10 protein-coding genes are annotated in these 21101 nt (G+C 59.9%); 4 read left to right on the top strand and 6 right to left on the bottom strand.

Going from position 1 to position 21101, the window contains the following annotated elements:
* The first annotated feature begins 3 nt into the window (after positions 1 to 3).
* Positions 4 to 264 (top strand): hypothetical protein, encoded by a 261-nt coding sequence (locus tag DFP86_RS00050; RefSeq protein ID WP_133677960.1) that lies wholly within the window; start codon positions 4 to 6, stop codon positions 262 to 264.
* On the opposite strand, the gene DFP86_RS00045 is transcribed toward DFP86_RS00050, so the two are convergent.
* The 5 genes from DFP86_RS00045 to DFP86_RS00025 all read right to left on the bottom strand — a co-directional run bounded on the left by DFP86_RS00045 (position 261) and on the right by DFP86_RS00025 (position 6903).
* On the bottom strand, positions 261 to 992 hold the full coding sequence (locus tag DFP86_RS00045) for an exonuclease domain-containing protein (RefSeq protein WP_133677959.1): 732 nt from the start codon (positions 990 to 992) through the stop codon (positions 261 to 263). The genes DFP86_RS00050 and DFP86_RS00045 overlap by 4 nt on opposite strands.
* Positions 993 to 1108: 116 nt before the next feature.
* Entirely contained in the window at positions 1109 to 2986 is a 1878-nt protein-coding gene (locus DFP86_RS00040; protein ID WP_133677958.1) for a methyl-accepting chemotaxis protein, read from the bottom strand.
* Positions 2987 to 3582: 596 nt separating this feature from the next.
* Positions 3583 to 4980 carry an amino acid permease gene (locus DFP86_RS00035; protein WP_133677957.1) on the bottom strand — a complete coding sequence of 466 codons (1398 nt, stop codon included), beginning with the start codon at positions 4978 to 4980 and terminating at the stop codon, positions 3583 to 3585.
* 342 nt (positions 4981 to 5322) lie between these two features.
* On the bottom strand, positions 5323 to 5937 hold the full coding sequence (locus DFP86_RS00030; RefSeq protein WP_133677956.1) for a porin family protein: 615 nt from the start codon (positions 5935 to 5937) through the stop codon (positions 5323 to 5325).
* A 351-nt stretch (positions 5938 to 6288) separates the two neighbouring features.
* Positions 6289 to 6903: a porin family protein gene (locus tag DFP86_RS00025; RefSeq protein ID WP_166642095.1), complete on the bottom strand. Its 615-nt coding sequence runs from the start codon at positions 6901 to 6903 to the stop codon at positions 6289 to 6291.
* 387 nt (positions 6904 to 7290) lie between these two features.
* Between DFP86_RS00025 and DFP86_RS00020 the strand changes: the two genes are divergently transcribed.
* Genes DFP86_RS00020 through DFP86_RS00010 form a run of 3 tightly spaced genes read left to right on the top strand, consistent with a single transcriptional unit; the run spans position 7291 to position 20402 of the window.
* Positions 7291 to 8958, top strand: coding sequence for a ShlB/FhaC/HecB family hemolysin secretion/activation protein (locus DFP86_RS00020; RefSeq protein ID WP_133677954.1), 1668 nt, complete (start codon positions 7291 to 7293; stop codon positions 8956 to 8958).
* A gap of 13 nt (positions 8959 to 8971) precedes the next feature.
* A complete protein-coding gene (locus DFP86_RS00015; RefSeq protein WP_133677953.1) occupies positions 8972 to 20152 on the top strand; it encodes a hemagglutinin repeat-containing protein in 11181 nt (3726 codons plus the stop codon).
* Positions 20153 to 20159: 7 nt separating this feature from the next.
* Positions 20160 to 20402 carry a hypothetical protein gene (locus DFP86_RS00010; protein WP_133677952.1) on the top strand — a complete coding sequence of 81 codons (243 nt, stop codon included), beginning with the start codon at positions 20160 to 20162 and terminating at the stop codon, positions 20400 to 20402.
* A gap of 137 nt (positions 20403 to 20539) precedes the next feature.
* On the opposite strand, the gene DFP86_RS00005 is transcribed toward DFP86_RS00010, so the two are convergent.
* Complete coding sequence (locus DFP86_RS00005) at positions 20540 to 20797, bottom strand: hypothetical protein (RefSeq protein WP_133677951.1); 258 nt, start codon at positions 20795 to 20797, stop codon at positions 20540 to 20542.
* Between the last annotated feature and the right edge of the window lie 304 nt (positions 20798 to 21101).

Here is a 21101-nt window from a genome sequence, read left to right as displayed (position 1 = left end):
ACGATGATGCAACTCTTGGCGGCACGCATCGACCGCAGCCGGCGCATTCTGGTGAATGCCCGGCTGGATGGTTATCCGGCCTATTTCTACATCGACCCGGCGGCGGTTCCCGCCTGGTTGCAACAATCAGCCGTATCGGCCGACGAAGCGCTGGCCCTGCTACAGGCGCACTGGGAGCGGCTGGCACCGGCCCTGGAAAAACAAGTCCGCCGCCACGGCAACGATTTTGTCGTCACGACCGACTCGCTCGACCTCCCGCGTTAAGCGCGCTCCAACACCGTCAAATTGAAGTCGCATGCCGCCTGCAACGCCGTCAACTGATCTTCGCGAATGCGCTTGACCCAGCACTTCTCATAATGCCGCCCGCCGTCGCTTTGCCAGCGGAAACCTCTTTCCTTGGCCTTGTCGCGCTCGTCATACTGCACATTGGCCTGCACGATCAGCCATTTGCGTTGGCTATTGGCGATCACCTGCGCCAAGTCGTAGCGCTGCAGGATCGCCAGCATGGTCATAGCGTCGCCGATGGCGCGATGTTGGAAATGGTTGAGCAGACCGTGAAAACCGGCGAGGTAGATCAACTGCCGTCCGTTGCAAGCGCGCGGATAGTCGATGTCGTATTGGGTATCCAACCACGGCGTGGCGGGCAGCTTCAGACCGAAGCGGACGAAGGCCCGTTCGAGCATCTGCCGGTCGAACTCGCGGCCATTATGCGCGACCACGTAATCGGCCTTCTGCATCAGCGTGGCGATCGGCTGCAGCGTGCGGATATCCCACGGCCGGCCATGGCGCGCCAACAGCGCGTCCGATAGCCCGGTCATCTCCGCCGACTCGGGCGACACCGGCCCCTCGGGCTTGAGCAGCACCGACAACCACTCCACCGGCTCGCCGAACTCGCTGTCCCACAACACCAGACCGACTTCCGTGATGAAATTGTCGGCGGGATCGCCGTTGAAGGCACCGCCGGTTTCCAGATCCAGCCCTAAAAGCAGCATGACATATCGCCTCCTCTGACAAGAATGTCAGCATAAGCCCTCTGCCCGGGTTTCGCCCACCGCAAAACAAAAAAGGTGGATCGCTCCACCTTTTTGCCTTGCGACTGCCGCGCGACCTAGACCCGGAAGCGCGAGAACATTTCGCGCATGCGCGCCGCGCCCTGGCTCAGCGTCGACAGCGTCTGATGCACACTGCCCAGCGAGTGGTCGTTCTCGATGATGCGGCCGTTGATGCGCTCGGTACTCTGCGCGATCACCGTGGTCGCCTTGTGTTGTTCGCTGGTGGACAGCGCAATCTCGTTCATCTTGGCCTCGACCTGGCGCATCGCCTGCTGGATGGTGGCAATGCGTTCGGCCGCGCTCTGCGTCAGCCCGACACCGCCATCCACCGCCCGCACCGTCAGCTGCATATTGCCGACCGCTTGGCCGGTCTCGTTGCGGATCATGTCGACCATGCCGGCGATTTCCTGCGTGGCGCCGCCGGTACGCTCGGCCAGCTTGCGCACTTCATCGGCCACCACCGCGAAACCGCGTCCCATTTCGCCGGCGCGCGCCGCTTCGATCGCGGCATTGAGCGCCAGCAGATTGGTCTGATCGGCGATATCCTTGATCACCTCGGTGATACCCGAGATCTGCTGCGAGCGCTGATCGAGCGAGGACAGCATATCCGACAGCCCCTTGACCACATCGACCGTGCCCCCCATCTCGCGCGAGAGCTTGTCCATATCGCCGGCGCTTTCGCTCGACACCGATCCGGTCTGCGCCACCAGGCCATCCGCCTCATGCGCCGCATCGGCGATATGCGAAATGCTGACGGTGATTTCCTCCAGCGTGGCGGCATTGGCGCTCGACACATCGGAAATCTCACGCGAATCGCTGACCACCTTCTCCACCGAGTGGCCGGCGGCCTGTACGCCTTCGATCAACCGGTCCGCCTCCTGCTTCACGCCCTGGAACATGGTTTGCAACTGGCCGATGAAGACATTGAAGGCGCTGGCGGTCTCGGCGATTTCGTCCTGCCCCAGTACCTCGATGCGACGGGTCAGATCGCCCTCGCCCTGCGAGATCTCCTGCATGGCCACCTTCAGCCGCTGCAGGCCCTTGAGCATGCTGGCCAACACAATGCTCGCAATCGGAACCAAGATGATCAGCGCGGCAAGCACCGTGATGGAAATGGTGATCATCACCTTGGTCATCGGGTCGGTCACCACCGATGTATCCATCGAAACGCCCAACAGCCAATCGGTGCCCTCGACCGGAACGATCTGCACATAGGTCGACTGACCGTGCGTGTTTACCTGCAGCGTTTCGCCGCTCGTCGCGGCCGCGGCCAGGCGGTCCGCCGTCAACTCGGGCGCGGCATTGGTCAGCGGCTTGAGCGTCAACTGCGCATCCGGGTGCGCCAGCACCTTGCCGTCCTTACTCACCAAGAAGGCGAAGCCGTTGCCGCGCAGCTTGACCGACAAGACCGTCTTGACCAGATCGTCGATGAACACATCGCCGCCCACTACCGCCTTGAGACTGCCGTTGCTCATCACCGGCGCGGCGAAAGTCAGGCACAGTCGGCCCGTGGTGAAATCGGTATACGGTGCGGTCACCCCCGGTTTACCGTTGCTGGCCGCCATCTGATACCACGGACGCGCGGTCGGGTCGTAGCCCGGTTTGGCCGCATGGCCATCCGAGTACACGATGTGCCGGTCGGCGAAACCGATATACGACTTGTTGAAGCCGCCGGCTTCATTGATGCGTCCGAGTGCCGGCACCGGCTCCGCCATATCGGCGATCCCCCCGGCGGCGACCACGCTGGTCATCTTGTCGTTGTACCAATTGCGCACGAAAGTGGAATAACCATGTGCCGTACCCGACAACTCATGGTCGACCCCTTCGATCATGCCGCTTCGCATCTGGCTGTAGACCAGCAAGGCAATGACCAGACTGACCAGCGCCATGAGCATGGCGACGAAAACTATCAGTTTGACGCGCAAAGACCGCATGATGGAGATTCCTGTGTAATGTTCTTGTGCGACCGCCCGCCGGGTCAGTCCCTTATATAGCTCAAACCGATATAAAACTAAGGAAAATCTATTCTAGATAGCCAGTTTCCGTGCACGATACCGCGCCGGCCAAGGCAATGCAGGGGTATTTTCGCTAGGTGTCGTATCTCGCCCACGCAGGCGAAAATACTGATTGAATTACAGTGGGATTTGTGATTATAAGTTTAATATCCGACAATCAATGACAATTGAATGATTAATACTGAAAAGCACACAGGGTTCTTGCCGTATGCCCGGCAAGGCCAGCCTCGGCGGAAGAAATGAAAATGGCAGGCCGCCCATATAGCGCAGCCTGCCAGGATGTACAACGATGTGGCCTATCGGCCTCCCCCCAACGCGACATTCCTCATTATTTTCGCTTATTCTTGGGTAAAAATCTCACCAAGCAATGTCAATGTAGTACCCATTACGCATTTTTAATTTGATCATGATCATGTTTTTGGCAGAATTTCCCTCATCCACTGCCCCCCTAAAACGACATTGCAATAAAAAACCCGCGATCCGCTCGCGGGTTTTTTGCACAACGATCGAACCGATCAGGCGGATTCGGCCTGCGACAGCGCTTCGCGCTGCTTCTGGCCCAAGCCGAACACCTTGTAGCATACCGACACAGCCGCCAACAGCAATGTGCCGACGATCAGCGAAACCCGGGTATCCGGATTGATCAGCATGCCGATCAGCACGCAGATCAGGAAGGCGATCGTCAGGTAGTTGGCCGCCGGGAACAGCACCGACTTGAACGGATGATCCTTGATCGTCGCGGCATGGGCGCGGCGGAAGCGTGCCTGGCACACCAACACCACGAACCAAGGCACCATGCCCGGCAACACGCTGGCGCTATAGACATACACGAACACGCGTTGCGGGTTGGGGATGATGTAGTTCAAGGCGGAGCCGATCAACAGACAGGCGATGGTGACCCAGATGGCATTGACCGGCACGCCGCCTTTCGACACGCGCGACAGGAAGGCCGGCAGTTGACGGTTCTGCGACAGGGTGTACAGCATGCGGCCGCAGCTATAGATACCGCTATTACAGCCGGACAGTGCGGCGGTCAGCACCACGAAATTGATGATGCCGGCGGCAGTGCTGATGCCGATCTTGGAGAAGGTCAGCACAAACGGGCTACCGGTGGTGCCGATCAGGTTCCACGGATAGATGGTGACGATGACGAAAATGGCGCCGATGTAGAAAATCAGAATACGCCACACGATATTATTGACCGCGCGCTTGAGCGTCACTTGCGGGTTCTTGGCCTCGCCGGCGGTAATCCCCACCAACTCGACCCCTTGATACGCCGCCACGACCAGACAAAGCGCGAACAGGAAGCCCTGCCAGCCGCCGGCGAAGAAGCCGCCGTGCACGCTCAGATTGGCAAAACCGGTGGCCGGCATCGAGGCATTGCCGACGAAGATCAGCTTCAGACCGACCAGGATCATCACCACAATGGTGGAGATCTTGATCAAACCGAACCAGAACTCGAATTCGCCATACAGGCGCACCGCCAGCAAATTGGACGCCGCCAGAATGCCGACGAACGCCAATGCCGGAACCCACTGAGGCAAGCCGGGGAACCAATACTGCATATACACCCCGGCGGCGGTGATTTCCGAAATGCCCACGGCCACCCACATCAGCCAATAGCCCCAGGCGGTCAGATAGCCGAAATACGGATGAAGGTATTTGTGCGCATAGACGGCGAACGAGCCGGTGACCGGCTCGGTGTACAGCATTTCGCCCATGATGCGCATGATGAAGAAAATGAACAGGCCGGCAATGGCATAAGCCAACAGCACCGACGGACCCGCCCAATGCAGCGTGCTGGCGGAGCCCATAAACAGGCCGACACCGATGGTGCCGCCCAGTGCAATCAGTTCGATATGTCGCGACTCCAGCCCGCGATGTAGCGTTTTCTCTTCCGGATTATCATTCATGATGTTTTTTTTCCAGCGTGGTGATCAAAATGTCCTCCGCTGTTTTAAGGCCTTGTCTGACAATGTGTCAAGAAAATTGCCAAAAAATGACATTTCCATGGCATAAATTTCACCAACCAAACCATATGACATCACAATAAGCCCAAGCCCCCCGGCCCATAGCGACTGGTTATACATCAAAACAAAACGTTCGAACCGTCGCAAATTTGATACGGTTAATTTCCCTATAAAACCAAGCACCTACCAGCCATCTACACTGCCAACCGGGTAAATCATCTCAAACCGACGGGCTATAAACGAAAAAGGCGGCACGATGGCCGCCTCGATCCTGCTTCGACAAGATTAGAAGCGCCAAGCGGCGCCCAGCGTGACCGCCGTGGTCATTGGACGGGCGGTGCCGATCAGCGTCTGCTGAGTGCTGAATTCGGTTCTCTGCACTTCCAAGCTGGTTTCCAGAAGGTCGATCGGCGCGTAGGCTACGCCCGCGCCGTAACCCCAACCGTGGAACTTCAAGTTCTGCGAATCTTGTAGAAAGAAGGTGTGGGTATTGGACTCCATGCTGGCATGCTGATAAGCCACCTTGCCGTAAGCCATCCACTTCGACGAGATCAGGTACCCCGGCGCGAGCGACACCGACCAGCGGTCCTTGAACTCGCCGGAAACCTGCACGAGACGATTACCCGCCGTACCGGCCGACGGCTTGTTCAGACCGTAACTCGCCGCAGCGTTGAGCACCACCTTCGGCGCCAGCGCCAGGCCATAACCGACATTCAAATCGTATGCAGCGCTGCTGGCGGACGTCGGGTTGCGACGCAGCATGCCGCCAAAGTCGACATCGGTGTGCAGGCTGCTAACACTCAGGCCAATGGACGGACCGACGAACGGTTCGGCGGCGAATGCGCTACCAGCCACCAGTGCTACGGCTAACATCGTCAGGCGAATCTGCTTCATTTGCATTTACATCTCTCCGGGAACTCACGCAATGACTGAATCATTGGCATTCAACATAAAAACAGCTGGGAATTGACCGCCGGACGCGGTAATCGCATGGCAGAGCACCGGCCACCTACATCGAAGCCTCAAGGGCGGCAGTGGGACAGGGAAACCTAGCTGGGGAATATTTTGTTGAATTCTAAGTAACGTCTTTATGGCGCACGAATAGGACAAGTCCGAAATGTCTTACATGTGGCAATCCATTAGCCGTCGGAGTCCAGCCAAAAAACCGCAAAGGAGGGGCAGGCTCTCAAGCTGCTCTGCAAGAAACAAAAAAGGCGGCCCTCTGGCCGCCTCGATCCCACTTCGACGATGTTAGAAGCGCCAAGCGGCGCCCAGGGTCACCGCCGTAGTCGTCGGGCGACCGGTGCTGGCGTTCATGCGCTGGGTGCTGTATTCGGTCTTCTGGACTTCCAGGCTGGTTTCCAGATGATCGACCGGTGCGTAGGCCACGCCGATGCCGTAGCCCCAACCGTGGAAATGCAGGGTCTGCGCACCTTGCGCCGGGAAGGCGCTATCGTTCACCTCGATATTGGCATATTGATATGCCACCTTGCCGTAAGCCATCAGCTTCGGCGTGATCAGGTACCCCGGGGCGAGCGACAAGGACCAGCGATCCTTGAACTTGCCGGTAACCGAATTGGTGCTGCTGTAGCCCAGCGAACCAGCCGACGGCTGGTTCAGATTGATACTCATCGCACCGTTGAGAACCACCTTCGGCGCCAGTTCCATACCGTAGCCGGCATTCAGATCGAACGCGGTGCGGTTGGAAGACATCGAGTTGTTCAGACCGCCGCTGAAATCGACATCGGTGTGCACGCTGCTGACACTCAGGCCGACGGACGGGCCAACGAACGGTTGGGCGGCGAACGCACTGCCGGCGACCAGTGCTGCGGCGAACATCGCCAGGCGGATCTGCTTCATTTGCATTGACATCACTCCATAAACTCGATCAATGACAAGATCATTGATATTCGACATAAAAAAATACGACGGCGAATTATAGAGAGACGCAACAACCATAACAACAAAACATTATATATACACGTAATGCTATATGTATAAGCATGTGTTATCAATCAGATAGCGACAATCGCATGCCTCATTTAAACAACACACCCAATCCATCACCCGCCACATTAGCCCGGCCGCACAAAAACCAGCAAGCCACTGATTTAAAAATAAAATATTGAAAAAAGTCGAAATAACCCATGTCGAATTGGATTATTAATGCCAAAAACATAGTTTTTTAGAGTAGATTCTCGACAGTCATCTAACTTAACGTGACGATATATTATTATTTGTTAAGTTAAAACAATGACACGCAGCACCTTGCCGGCGCGTTTGATCGCCGGTTTACTTTTTTTGGCGCCGGCAATTGGCGCCGCGCCGCTGAGCGATGAGCAGATTCGTCTGCAGCAACAACAACAGCTCGACCGGCAACGCGAGCAGCAGCAACGCCGGCCGGACGTATTCCTCGCCCCTTCGACCCCAGCGCCCGCCGTCCCCGCCGCCCCCAGCGGCGGCCCGTGCTTCCCGGTGCACCGGGTGGTGCTCGACGGCGCGCCGCCGGCCTGGCTCGGCTGGTTGACGCCGTTGGCCCATGGCGCCGAAGGACGCTGCCTGGATCTCGGCGCCATCAACCAACTGGTCGCCACCCTGACCGACGCCCTGGTAGCGCACGGCTTCGTCACCAGCCGCGTCTACATTCCGGAACAGAACCTGCAATCCGGCCAGCTGCACTTGGTGGTGCTGCCAGGCCGCATCCAAGCCATCCGGCGCAAAGGCGGCGGCGCGCAGCGCGAACTGGACAGCGCCTTTCCCACCGGCCCCGGCGATCTGCTCAACCTGCGCGACCTGGAACAAGGGCTGGAACAACTGGCGCGCCCCGGTTCGCAGCAAGCCACCATGGAACTGCTGCCGGGCGACGCGCCGGGCGCGAGCATCGTCGAAGTGACGCTGACACAAGGCCGACCGCTGCACGCGAGCCTCAGCGAAGAGAACAGCGGCCAGAGCGCCACCGGCAAGAACCAGCTCAGCGGCCAGGTGCTGGCCGACGATCTGCTGCACCTGAACGACGTCTTGACGCTCAACCAAAGCCAGGACGCCGACGGCGTGGCCTACCCGCGTAGCCTGTCGCAGTCGATCGCCTGGCTCGTACCGTGGGGCAACTGGAGCGCCTACTTCAGTTACAGCGCCTCGCAATACCGCCAGGCCCTCGACACCGGCCTGCAGACGCTGACGTCCACCGGCCACAGCCGCAACACGCAGCTGTCGCTGACCCGTTTGCTGCATCGCGACCAAACTAGCAAGACCGAACTGGCGTTTTCGCTGACGCGCAAAGCCTCGCGCAGCTATCTGGAGGACAGCGAGCTCTTGAACCAGCGGCAAGACCTGAGCTATCTCGGTCTGCAACTGACCCACCGCCAGTACCTGGGGTCGAGCGTGCTCAACGCCAGCCTGGGCTACAGCCGCGGCGTGCCGGTATGGGGCGCGCAGGACGATAGCCTGGCGGCCCAGGGCGGGCCGACCACGCGCCCGGAAATCTACAGCGCCAGCCTCGACTGGCGCCAGCCGTGGCAATGGGGCGGCCAACAAGGCGCCTATAGCACCACCCTCAAGGGGCAATACAGCCCGAGCCGGCTGTTGGCCGGCGACCAGTTCGGCGTCGGCGGTCACTACACCGTGCGCGGTTTCGACGCCGACAGCCTGGCCGGCAACAACGGCTGGACGTGGCGCAACGAACTGAGCTGGACACTGGGCGCGAGCGGCTGCGAGGCCTACCTCGGCCTCGATGCCGGCCAAGTGACCGGTACCCCCGGCGTCACGCTGTCGACCCAGCGCATCGCCGGCAGTGCCATCGGCCTACGCGCCAACCTCGGCGGCCACCTGACGGCCGAGCTCACCCACGAACAACCGCTGACCTTGCCCAACAGCTGGGCAAGGCAGTCGATCACCCACTTCAACCTCACCCTGCAGTGGTAAGGCGGCATCCCTCATGAACCGACACCTCTATCGCATCGTCTTCAATCGCGTCCGCGGCCAATTGATGGCTGTGGCGGAAACCGTCAACGCTCACGGCAAGGCCGGCGAACGCGGGCCGGGCAGCGCGCCCGCGACCGGGTTCGCCCTGCGGCCGCTGTGCTTCGCCGCCCTGTTGGCGCTGGGCAGCGCGGCGCTGGCCGACGGCATCGTCGCCGCAGCGGGCGGTCCGACCGTGGGCCAGGCGGCCAACGGCGTGGCGCTGGTGCAGATCGCCGCCCCCAACGGCGCCGGGGTGTCGCACAACCAGTATCAGCAGTTCAACGTCGATGCCAACGGGGCGATTCTCAACAACAGCACCGCCATGGTCAGCACCAAACGCGGCGGCTACATCAGCGGCAACACCAACCTGAAGGGCGGCAGCGCCCGGGTGATCCTCAACGAGGTGGTGCAGGCCAATCCGTCGCAACTGAAGGGCTTCATCGAAGTGGCGGGCCAGCGCGCCGACGTGGTGATCGCCAACCCCTGGGGCATCAGTTGCAGCGGTTGCGGCTTCATCAACACCGCGCGCGCCACGCTGACCACCGGTACGCCGCAGTTCAACGCCCAAGGCGGCGTGGCGAGCTACAAGATCAACGACGGTCAGATCACCGTCGACAGCCTGAACGCCAACGACGCCGACAGCTTCGCCATTCTGACGCGTGCGCTCAAGGTCAACAGCGACCTGCACGCCAAGGACCTGCAAGTTCGGCTCGGTCGCAATAGCATCGACGCCGACACCCTCGCCGCCACACCGCTGACCGACGCCGCGCCCACACCGGCGCCGGCCTTGGCGCTGGACGTCGCCGCGCTGGGCGGCATGTACGCCAACGCCATCCACCTGATCGGCACCGAGAAGGGCGTGGGGGTGAATAGCGAAGGCCACTTGAGCGCCTACGGCGGCGAACTGACGCTCAATAGCGCCGGGAATTTGACATTGAAGGGCACGGTCGTCGCGAGTAGCGATATCGGTTTGCAAGCCGGCCAGACCTTGGCGCAACAAGGTCTGCTACTCGCTGGCCACGATGCAACACTGCAAGCCGATAATATTCAGGCGCAAGGCCAGTTGCTGGCGGGGGCTCGCATCGTCGGGCAACAGCCGGACGGCAGCGTGACCCTCGGCTTCGATAGCGGCAGCTTGAGCCTGGCCGCCAAGCAACTGCAATCGGCTAGCAGCTGGCTGGCCGTTAGCGGCATCGACGTTCGAAGTGCGCAAATCGACCTGAGCAACGCCTCGCTGCACACCGGCGGCAAGCTGTCGCTGGCGGGACAAGACGGCATAGACCACCCCCTGGCGCAACTGACCAGCCAGAACACCACCCTGGTCGCCGGTCAGGCTCTCCATATCCAAGCCGAGCAAATCAACCATGACGGCGGCACCTGGCAAGCGGGTCTGCTGGATTTGACCGGCACGAGCGGCAGCAACGCGAAGGGTACCCTGACCCAGACCGGTAGCGAACAGGGCTCGCTGAGCTTCAGTGGCCAATTCGACAACCGCGCAGGGGTGATCGCAGCAGAAACAGGTAGCATCAAGATCAAGGCCGGCCAACTGGACAACCGCTCCGGCGGGGATATCCACAGCCGCGGCGACTTGACGCTGGATCTGACGGACAGTCTGCAGAACGATGGCGGCTGGCTCGGCACGGACAAACTGTCCGGCATCAAAGTCATCGGCAACGCGGCGCTCAACAATGGCGGCGGCACCATTCAGACCGGCCACCTCGACATGACGGCGGGTAGCCTGAGTAATAGCGGCAACATCAAAGCACTGGATGGCCAGGACAGCAAACTGACCCTCACCGGCGCGCTGAGCAACCAGGGCACACTGGGCGGCAACGGCAATCTGACCGTCACGGCCGCCAATGTCGACAACAGCAAGGGTCACCTGACCAGCCATCTAAATCTGAACGTCGACGGCGGCAGCCAACTGGGTAACGACGGCGGCACCCTCGCCAGCGACCAGCTACTGACGTTGAACGCCAAAGACATCGACAACGGTAGTGGCACCGTTGACGGCCAGCAATTGCAACTGACGGCCGGCAGCCTGGAAAACGCCAAGGGTGGCAAGATCGCCGGCCACGACACCAGTAACGGCAAGCTGACACTGACCGACAGCCTGAGCAATCAGGGGCAGATCGTCATGGCCAACAGCCTGACGCTATCTGCCAAACAAATCGACAACCGTGGCGGCCACCTGGAAAGCCTGCAAGACCTTAGCTTCGATAAAGTCGAAAGCCTGAAAAACGACGGCGGCACCCTGCTCGGCGGTAACCAGGCTGGCTTCTCCTTCGGCAGCGGCAGCCTCGACAACGGTAGCGGCACCATCCAGATCGGCCACCTCGACATCCATGCCACGAGCCTGAGTAATAGCGGCAGCATCAAGGCGCTGGATGGTCAGGACAACACGCTGAACCTCTCCGGTGCGCTGAGCAACCAAGGCACACTGGGCGGCAACGGCAAGCTGACCGTCAAGGCCGCCAGTGTCGACAACAGCAAAGGCCGCTTGGTCAGCCATCTAAATCTGGCTTTGAACCTGAACGACGGCAGCCAACTCATCAACGATGGCGGCACGCTCGCCAGCGACCAGACGCTGACGTTGAACGCCAAAGACATCAACAACGGCAGCGGCACCGTTGACGGCCAGCAATTGCAACTGAAGGCCGACAGCCTGGAAAACGCCAAGGGCGGCACCATCACCGGGCGCGATGCCAACAACGGCAAACTGGATCTGACAACCAGCCTGAGCAACCAGGGCCAGATCGTCATGGCCAACGGCCTGACGCTATCGGCCAAGCAGATCGACAACCGCAACGGCCATCTGGAAAGCCTGCAAGGCATTACTTTCGATAAAGCCGAGAGCGTCAAAAACGATGGTGGTACCTTGCTCGGCGGCAACCAAGCAGGCTTTACCCTATCCAGCGGCAGCCTCGATAACGGCAGCGGCACCATCCAGTTTGGCCACCTCGACATCCATGCCAGCAGCCTGAGCAATAGCGGCAGCATCAAAGCGCTGGACGACAAGGACAACACGGTGACCGTCAGCGGCGCGCTGACCAACCAGGGAACGCTGGGCGGCAACGGCAAGTTGACCGTCACTGCCGGCAGCGCCGACAACAGCAAGGGGCACCTGACCAGCCACGGCGCCTTGACAATGACCGCCAAGAACGGCGGCCAGATCAACAACGACGGCGGCACGCTCGCCAGCGACCAGACGCTGACCCTGACCGCCGGCGACATCGCCAACGGCAGCGGCACCATTGACGGCCAACAACTGCAACTGACTGCCGGCAGCCTGGAAAACGCCAAGGGCGGCACGATCATCGGGCGCGATGCCAATAACGGCAAACTGGCACTGACAACCAGCCTGACCAACCAGGGGCAGATCGTCATGGCCAACGGCCTGACACTGTCGGCCAAACAGATCGACAACCGCAACGGTCACCTGGAAAGCCTGCAAGGCATCACCTTCGATAAAGCCGAGAGCCTGAAAAACGATGGCGGCACCCTGCTCGCCGGCAACCAGGCAGGCTTCACCCTCGCCAGCGGCGCCCTCGACAACGGTAGCGGCGCCATCCAGGCAGGGCACTTCGATATCACGGCCAGCAGCCTGAAGAACAGCGGCAGCCTGATCGGGCTAGATACACAGAGCAGCAAGCTCGCCAGCAGCGGCGATATCGACAATAGCGGCACCATCGGCAGTAACGGTCAACTCAATACCAGCGCCGACAATCTGACCAATCACGCGCAGGGCAAGATCGTCGGCGCTGCCGGCTTGGATCTTCAGCTGACTCATGCGCTCGACAACGACGGCGGCAAATTGCTCGCCGGCAAAGGCACGCTACTCAATATCAAGGCCGATGTCGTGCAAAACGGCAGCGACACCATTCAGGGCGGGCATCTACAAATCAGTGCCCGCAATGTCAGCAACAGCGGCACCCTGCTCGCGCTCGACGACCAGGACAACAAACTGACCCTGACGGGTGATCTGACCAACCACGGCTCCATTCTCACGGCGGGCAAACTGACCGCCAGCGCTGTCGGCATGGACAATGCCAATGGCCATGTCACCACCGGCAACGACCTCAGCCTGACCATGGCCAAGGTCACGGCATCCGGCACCTTGCTGGCCGGGCAGGACTTGCAATGGACAGTCAAGGGCGGCTCGGTGATGATGGAAAAAACCGCCACGGTGCAAGCCAACCGCGACCTGACTCTGACCGCCGGCCAACTGAGCAACCAGCATCAGTTGCAAGCCGTGCATAACCTGACCCTGACTGTCGGCAATGTGGACAACCAAGGCACCCTGGCCGCGGGTACCCTACTCAGCACGACAGGCAAAACCCTGAGCAATAGCGCCGGGGCCGGCATCAGCGCCGCCGCGCTGACACTCGGCAGCGACACGCTCAATAACGGCGGTCTGATCACAGGACAGACGCTGCAGGTAACGGGCGCCACACTCAGTAATACCGGGGACAAAGCCTGGATCGGCAGCAATGGCGACATGAGTCTGCAACTGAGCCAGAGCATCGAGAACAGCAGTGGGGCCAACATTTCCAGCCAGGGCAACCTGCTGATCGGCAAGGCCGATAGCAAAGTGGCGCTGGTGCACAACCAGATCGGCACCATTGCGGCGGAAGGCAATGCCGAGATCCATGCGACTTCGTTGGTGAACGAGTCGAATCAGGTCACGGTGACGCAGACGACTCAGGTGACGGGTAGCATCCCTGTGTACATATGGAATGATATTGGGCATGAGGAATGCCATGGGAAAGAAGACCAAAGTTGCCGAACCATACCAGGCCCATCGCATCAGCAAGTGGGGGGTACGCCTCCACAGGTATTCCTTGGATATCGTACAGTGCGCGAGGGGGGAAAGGAGCATGATTTTGATGTCATCCCAGTATACGGTCCAGCCACGCCCTCTTACTACAACACTACCAACACCACCAGCGACGTCGCCAGCGGTCAGTCCAACCCGGCCTACATTGAAATCGGCGGCAGCCTGAACCTGGATATCGGCAGTGCCATCAACCGCAGTAGCTGGATCACGGCCGCCGGGGATATTCATCACACCGGCAACGATGTCCAGAATACCGGTCAGCCGCTTTATCGCGATACGTTCTATCAGGATGGCAAGACGGGTCAGAGCACCCAAATTGGACACGAACTGATCGGCACCACCGACTCGGTCTATCACGCCAACCGCAATCTCACCCTGCAGGTTAGCCATGTCCAAAATGGTGCCATCGCCAATGGCCAGATCGACTCGCCGAGCGGTAGCGGGCTGACGCTCGACGGCAAACCGATCAATCCGGTCGCCGAGGCACCGGCACACCAGCAAAGCGCCTCGGCCAAAGCAGTCAGTACGGACGATAGCAACGCCGGCAGCGTGACGTCGTCCACCCCGCATAGCGACACCGGCACAGGCAGCGCCGACACCGTGGCGCCATCGACCCCACATAACAGTACCAGCGTCGCTATCGAGGTATTGCCTGCGGGCGCCGCCTTGCCCAAAGGCGGGGCATTTGACCCACACCCCGAGGCTAGCGCGCGTTATCAGATCGAAACCGACCCACGCTTTGCCAGCTTCAGCCAGTTTGTCTCCTCGGATTACTTGGCAAAACAGCTGAACTTCGACCCGGGTAAGCTGCAAAAACGGCTGGGCGATGGCTATGTCGAGCAACAGTTGGTATCGCGTGCCATCGAAAGACAGACCGGCCAACGCTACCTGACGGGTTTCAACAACGGCAATCAGCAGTATCAGTCCTTGCTCAACAACGCGGCGACCCAGGCTAAATCACTGAATCTGACGCTGGGGGTCGCGCTGAGCGCCGATCAAGTCAAGCAACTGACGCAAAACATGGTTTGGCTGGTCAACAAGACCGTCGACGGCCAGCAGTTGCTGGTGCCAGAAGTCTATCTCGCAGCGGGCGACACTGGCGGCACGCGCCCGCAAGGCGCCTACCTGGCCGCACAGAACATCACCATGCTGGGCGATGGTAGTCTGGTGAGCGGTGTCGGCGGCACCATGCATGCGGATGGCGATATGAACATCCACATGGCCAGTGTCGACATGCAGCACGCCACGCTCGATGCTGGCGGCCGCTTACAGATGCAAGCCGACGGCGACATGAAACTGAGCGCGACCAACGTGCACAGCGCCGGGGACACCACCTTGGCGGCGGGCCGGGATCTGACCGTCACCGGCGAGCAAGTCACCATCGCCCATGGCGGCCCAGTCGCCGAATCGCGCACGACCACCACCGGCAGCAGCATCGATACGGCGGGCAAACTGCAACTGCTGGCGGGGCACGACCTGTCGCTGGCCGCCTTCCAAGGCAGCGGCCAAACAGGCATCGAACTGCAAGCCGGTAATGACCTGAGTGTCACCGGCATGCAGTCGACCGATACCACCACACGACAAAACCTTACTGGATTCAGCGAAACGCGCACATCGCATAATCACGGCGACGAATACAGCTGGACCCAGACCGGCACCAGCTCGTCCTACCAAAACGATACGGTTCAACACACGCTGGGTAGCAGCCTGGCAACCAACGGGGCAATGTCGGTCATGGCCGGCCACGACCTGCTGCTATCCGCGTTCCAAGGCAAGGCCAATGGCGCCGTCGACCTGATTGCCGGACACGATCTCAGCGTGCAAAGCACCTTGGATGCCAGCACATCGAACCGCTCGGCGGGGTTGAGCTATGGCTATGGATGGGGCTTCAACCAGAGCGCATCCAGCTCAAGCCAACAGTTGAACCAGACCAGCGTGACGGGCAGTACACTAAACGTGCAGGCAGGCAACGATCTGACACTGACAGCCGCAGGGCTACAGGCCCAAAGTGGCCAAGCGAATCTGATCGGCGGGCATGACGTCAGCCTGGCGCAGTTGACGACACACACCACGGACGACGTGCATGGCGGCAACGGCTACTGGTCGCAGCCGGGGCAAACCCTCTGGGGCGACACCAGCAGTTCGTCCAGCGCTGTCCATGGCAGCCAACTGCAGGCCAGTGCCGGCCTGAGCGTACAAGCTGGCCACGACCTTTCCGGCCAGGCCGCCAGCCTCAACACCTCCCAAGGCAACGCCAGCCTACTGGCCGGCCACGATTTGAGCCTGACCGCCGGCATCGATAGCCAGGACTACCTGCACCACTTCGATCCGGGTGAAAAGTCAGAAGGCAACTACTATAACAACCAGCAGCTGAAGCGCAGCAGTGTCAGCGCCGGTGGCGATGTACAGCTGCAGTCGGGCCATGACACCGCACTCAGCGCTGCCGCATTGCAAGCGGGTAGCGGCCAAGCCACGCTATTGGCCGGTAATGACATCAAACTGAGTGCCGTGGCGACCCGCAACGCCAGCGGTTGGTGGGATATGGGTGGCAGCCGAGGCGACCAGAGCGACGTTAGCCAAAACGGTGCGGTGTTGACCGGCAATACCGGCTTGACCCTGGCAGCCAAGCAGGATCTGACGGCACAGGCGGCCTTGCTGGCTAGCAAGCAGGGCACCGTCACCCTGGCGGCCGGCCGCGACGTGAGCCTGACCACCGCGGCCAATGTGCACGACGACTACAGCAAAACAGTGAGCGAAAGCGGCGGCTTCTTCAGTAGCAGCACCACCACGACCATCGTCACCCACCACAGCACCCAGGATGTCGGCACCAGCGTGCAAGGCACAAGCATCGACATGAGTAGCGGCCGCGACCTGACGGTGACCGCCGGGCGTGTCAACGGCAACAACGATGTCAATCTGCAGGCCGACCGCGACCTGTTGATCAATAACGGCAACGCCGTTTCGGAAAACACCTTCTACCAGCACACTGAAAAACACGGCCTGACGGCCAGTTGGACCGAAGGGGTGGGCATTGGCGGTAAGCAAAGTACGCAGACCCGAGGCGGGCTGCAAACCGATGCCATCGGCAGCACGATTTCCGGCGGCAAACTGACGCTGAGCGCCGGGCGCGATGCCTCGGTGGTGGCCTCCAACCTGCTGGCCGACACCGACCTGAGTCTGCAGGCCAACCGCAACATCAATCTACTGGCCGCCGACAATCTGTCGCAAGCCGGCAGCAAGTTCCAATCCAGCTCTTGGGGCATCGGCCTGCTGAACGGGCTCAGCCCGCGTCAGACCATGATCGACTGGCGCCGCAACGAAATGGATAACACGCAAAACGGCGTCAGCCAAACCAGCAGTCTGCTCAGCGCCAACAATGGCAAGCTGAGCGTCGTAGCCGGTGCCGACCAGCAATTCCGCGGCAGCGGCCAAGGCAACCTGCAAAGCCAGGGCACCAACCTGCAAGCCGCGCAGGACGTCACCCTCACCGGAAACAGCATCACCCTCGACGCCATCACCAACCGCAACGACACGCGCTCGCATAGCCAAAGCCAAAGCTTCACCATGGGTAACGAGCTGGCCGGTGTGATAGGCAGCGCCGTCAATGCCGCCTACGATGCCTATCAGGCCTCGAAAGATGGGGCGAGCGACCGCATGCAGGGTGCCTTGGCACTCAAGACAGGCTACAACGCCTATAAGGCGGTAGGTGCTTACGACAAGTTGACCGACGGCAGTACCGGCAAGCAAATCTCACAGTTCCTGGACGGCAAAAAACCGGAAGGCTCCGACGGGGCGAGCACCAGCCTGATCGGCGTCAGCAACAAATTCGCCTACGGCGAAAGCCACCAGGACAGCGAAAGCCATGACAGCCAGCAACGCGGCAGCATCGTGCAGGGCCGCGATGTCACCATCACGGCGCGCGATACCGACATCACCATGCAAGGCGCCAAAGTACAGGGCACCACCGTCAATCTGGATGCCACGCGCAACATCCTGTTGACCGCCGCGGAAAACCACTCGGAAATCCACAGCGAAGGCGGCGGCTTCAACATGGGCGGTGGGGCCACGCTGGGCATCGGCGGACAAACCGGCCTCAGCTTCCAGGGCAGCCTCGGCACCAACAGCAATGTCGCCAATGGCCACGAAACCCACTATGACAACACCCTGGTGACCGCCAGCGACCAACTGACCACCCATAGCGGCCAGGACACCACCCTGCGCGGCGCCCAACTGGCCGGCGGCAGCATCAAGGCCAACGTCGGCGGCAACCTGTCGATCTCCTCGCTGCAAGACCAGAGCGTGTACGAAAGCCACCAGAGCTCGACCGGCTTCGACCTGAGCATCTGCGTGCCGCCAATCTGCTATGGCCAGATGGTCACCGGCAACCTCAACTTGGCACGCACCGACATCAACCACGACTACCTGAGCGCCACCGGCCAAAGCGGCATCGCCGCCGGCCAGGGCGGGTTCGATATCCTGGTGAGGCACGACACCCAATTGACCGGCGCCGCCATCACCAGCCAGGCCGATGCCAGCCATAACACGCTCGCGACAGCCAGCCTAGAGAGCCAGGATCTGGCCAACCACCAGAAAACCGAGGCGAGCTCAATGAGCCTGAGCCTAAGTTATGGCTCCAGCGCCAGCTTGATGGAGAATCTGGGCAACAACGTCAAGGCCAATGCTGTAGGCAACGCACTGGCCGGCGCCGGGCTACCGAAGAATGAAGACCAGCATAGCCAGACGCAAAGCGTGATCAGCCCGGCCACCGTCACCATTACCGGTAGTAGCGACGCCGCGCAGGACGCTTCCAGCCGTAGCACGGTCGCTGAATTGCAGAGCCGCGACGCCAACACCGCCAACGGCGCGCTGACCAACTCGCTCAACCTGCAACAAGCGCAAGACTTGCAGGCGAAGATGAAGGACGCGCAGCAGACCGCCCAGGCGAATCAGATCATCGTCGGCGTAGCGCAACAGATTGGCGGCGACATCGCCGACTCGATGAAAGCACAGGCCGAGGCCGACAAGAAGCAAGCGGCCACGTTGCAGAGTCAGGCCCAGCAAGCCTCTCTCGCCGGGGATAGCGAACAAGCAATCGCGCTGAATAAGCAGGCCGACACCCTGCTCAACAACGCCAAGACCAGTACCGAGGGCTGGCAAACCGGCGGCACCTACCGTCAAGCCACTCAAGCGGCGATTGGCGCGCTAACCGCTCTGCTGGACGGCAACGCCAAAGAAGCTGCTGCCAATGCCGCCGCACCGTATCTGGCGACGTTGGTTAAAGAGATGACCACCACCTTAGACCAAGATGGAAAGCCGCAGGTTAACCTGCCAGCCAACGTCATGGCCCATGCGCTGGTTGGCGGTGTGCTGGCAGGACTGAGCGGTAAAGATGCGACGGCAGGTGCAATCGGCGCCGGTAGTGCGCCGCTGGCAGCCAGGGCGATCGCCAAAGAGCTGTACGGCAGCGACAACCCGGAAACACTGACCGAGAAACAGAAAGACGAACTGGCACAACTGACCTCGGCCGCTGGCGGTTTGATGGGGATGGTGGCAAGCAAGGGTAGTTTCGCGGCGGCTTCGACTGCGGCAGACGCGGCGAAGAATGAGGTGGAGAATAATACGACTGCGAAGACTCCTGTGACGGAAATTTATCTAAAACCCGATGAAAGAAAAGCATACAAGGAGGCCCTGTCTCATTGCACTTCAAGAGGAGCCCCGACCGTCTCGTGTTCCCAGGTAACGTATTACGAGAACCTGAGTGTTCAGCATCAATCTGAGCAAGATGCCCTGAAGAATGTATATCCAGAGCTGGTCCTCACGCTGCCCTGGTTGGGAGGGGCGACAACCGCAGTAGAGGCAACGCTAGCAAGTAAGCTGACTACCGGGATTTTGGGAGCTGGAGTCAATTATGGTTATCAGAAAGTCACGCTTCCCAAGGGGCAGAACGTCAATTGGGTGGATGTAAGCATGGCAGGTGCATCCGGATTGTGGACAAATGGAGCATCGCTGGGCAGTTCCACTCTCTACAATGCCTGGACGGCATATGTTGGTTCACATCTGCAGGGACAAGATGCCAAGGCAGCAATGGCAGGGGCCGCTATAGGTACAGTTGTCGGATTTAAAGCGGGGGAAGCGCTTACTGGAAAGATAAACTCTGCAGTAAACCCCTGGTTCAGGCCTGATTGGGTAAAGTCAGGGCCCTATGGGATAGTAAAGTGGAATTCGCCAAATCCAGTTCCAGCTTATCTGGGTGCAACAGTTGGAAACTGGACTCAGGAAAAATCAAACTCTTTGGTTGTTAACGGAATAAGTCACTAAATTATAAATGATTAAATTTATTTATATTTTTATCATCAACTCACTTGGCGTACTTCTTGCATTTAATGCAGCTGGCTTAGCCTTACTTTTGGCAAAACCAATCGTATTTTGGATAAGCACAGGCAACCTGTTATTGCAATGGCATTTTTCAGATATAAAGATAATTTTTGGCGATGAATATGCTTTGATCGGTATCTCAATTTTTATTGGATTTGTGCTTACCTTAAATGCATTTAAAAAATTTTTTTAGAAGATATGCAGCTACGGGATCAGGTCTCAATACTGTTTGGTTAACGCTCTCGGCAAAAAGAAGAAGGCACTTCGCGGCAAGCTAACATTCGATCACCCCCGGCCGGGGAGCCTCGCTCCCCGCCTCCGGAAAAGGCCTTAATCGGCCGAGAGAACCAGGCACCCCGCCATATGACGCGCTTGCGCGGCATTGGGCAGATACATCCAAGAGGTGCTGCCATCGATACGCTCGAACGCCCACGGCAAGCGGCTATCGACGATCAGGCGGCACTTGTCGGAATTTGGACGACTGGCGCGTGGCAAGCACAACACGGAAATCAGGGAAAGTAACTGCTGTTGGCGGGAATCCGGGTTTGGAAAAGAAACGAGGGTTGCATTACCATCTTGAGTAGCCATTCTGACTCCTTAGGAGAGTTGGTTTGGTCAGCGGGCTCGGCGGTGCGTCAACACCTCGGGCCCGCGCCTCTTCGCGGCCTTGGGCCGCACCAAGTACATTACCCAGCAAGAGGCAAATAGACAACCGAGCGCGGCTGTCAGAAAAGGCTGAAATTTTGGGTGGGGGTGGCTTGGGTTTGGGGGGCGTTGGCGGGGAATCGCGGTTGAAACCGCTCCTTGTATTGTGGGAAGTGAAGTTGAGAAGGGGGAGGCTGGATGCCGTACCGCTCCTTAGGCCTAATGCCTGTGACGTAGATTTTGCGCC

This window comes from Paludibacterium purpuratum, assembly GCF_004363805.1.
GTDB classification, from domain to species: domain Bacteria; phylum Pseudomonadota; class Gammaproteobacteria; order Burkholderiales; family Chromobacteriaceae; genus Paludibacterium; species Paludibacterium purpuratum.
This window is presented reverse-complemented; position numbering and strand designations above follow the sequence as displayed.

What these genes read in the sequence shown, in the direction of transcription:
- DFP86_RS00050 (WP_133677960.1), top strand. Translation starts at nt 4, where the DNA reads ATGATGCAACTCTTGGCGGCACGCATCGACCGCAGCCGGCGCATTCTG.
- DFP86_RS00045 (WP_133677959.1), bottom strand. Translation starts at nt 992, where the DNA reads ATGCTGCTTTTAGGGCTGGATCTGGAAACCGGCGGTGCCTTCAACGGC.
- DFP86_RS00040 (WP_133677958.1), bottom strand. Translation starts at nt 2,986, where the DNA reads ATGCGGTCTTTGCGCGTCAAACTGATAGTTTTCGTCGCCATGCTCATG.
- DFP86_RS00035 (WP_133677957.1), bottom strand. Translation starts at nt 4,980, where the DNA reads ATGAATGATAATCCGGAAGAGAAAACGCTACATCGCGGGCTGGAGTCG.
- DFP86_RS00030 (WP_133677956.1), bottom strand. Translation starts at nt 5,937, where the DNA reads ATGCAAATGAAGCAGATTCGCCTGACGATGTTAGCCGTAGCACTGGTG.
- DFP86_RS00025 (WP_166642095.1), bottom strand. Translation starts at nt 6,903, where the DNA reads ATGCAAATGAAGCAGATCCGCCTGGCGATGTTCGCCGCAGCACTGGTC.
- DFP86_RS00020 (WP_133677954.1), top strand. Translation starts at nt 7,291, where the DNA reads ATGACACGCAGCACCTTGCCGGCGCGTTTGATCGCCGGTTTACTTTTT.
- DFP86_RS00015 (WP_133677953.1), top strand. Translation starts at nt 8,972, where the DNA reads ATGAACCGACACCTCTATCGCATCGTCTTCAATCGCGTCCGCGGCCAA.
- DFP86_RS00010 (WP_133677952.1), top strand. Translation starts at nt 20,160, where the DNA reads ATGATTAAATTTATTTATATTTTTATCATCAACTCACTTGGCGTACTT.
- DFP86_RS00005 (WP_133677951.1), bottom strand. Translation starts at nt 20,797, where the DNA reads ATGGCTACTCAAGATGGTAATGCAACCCTCGTTTCTTTTCCAAACCCG.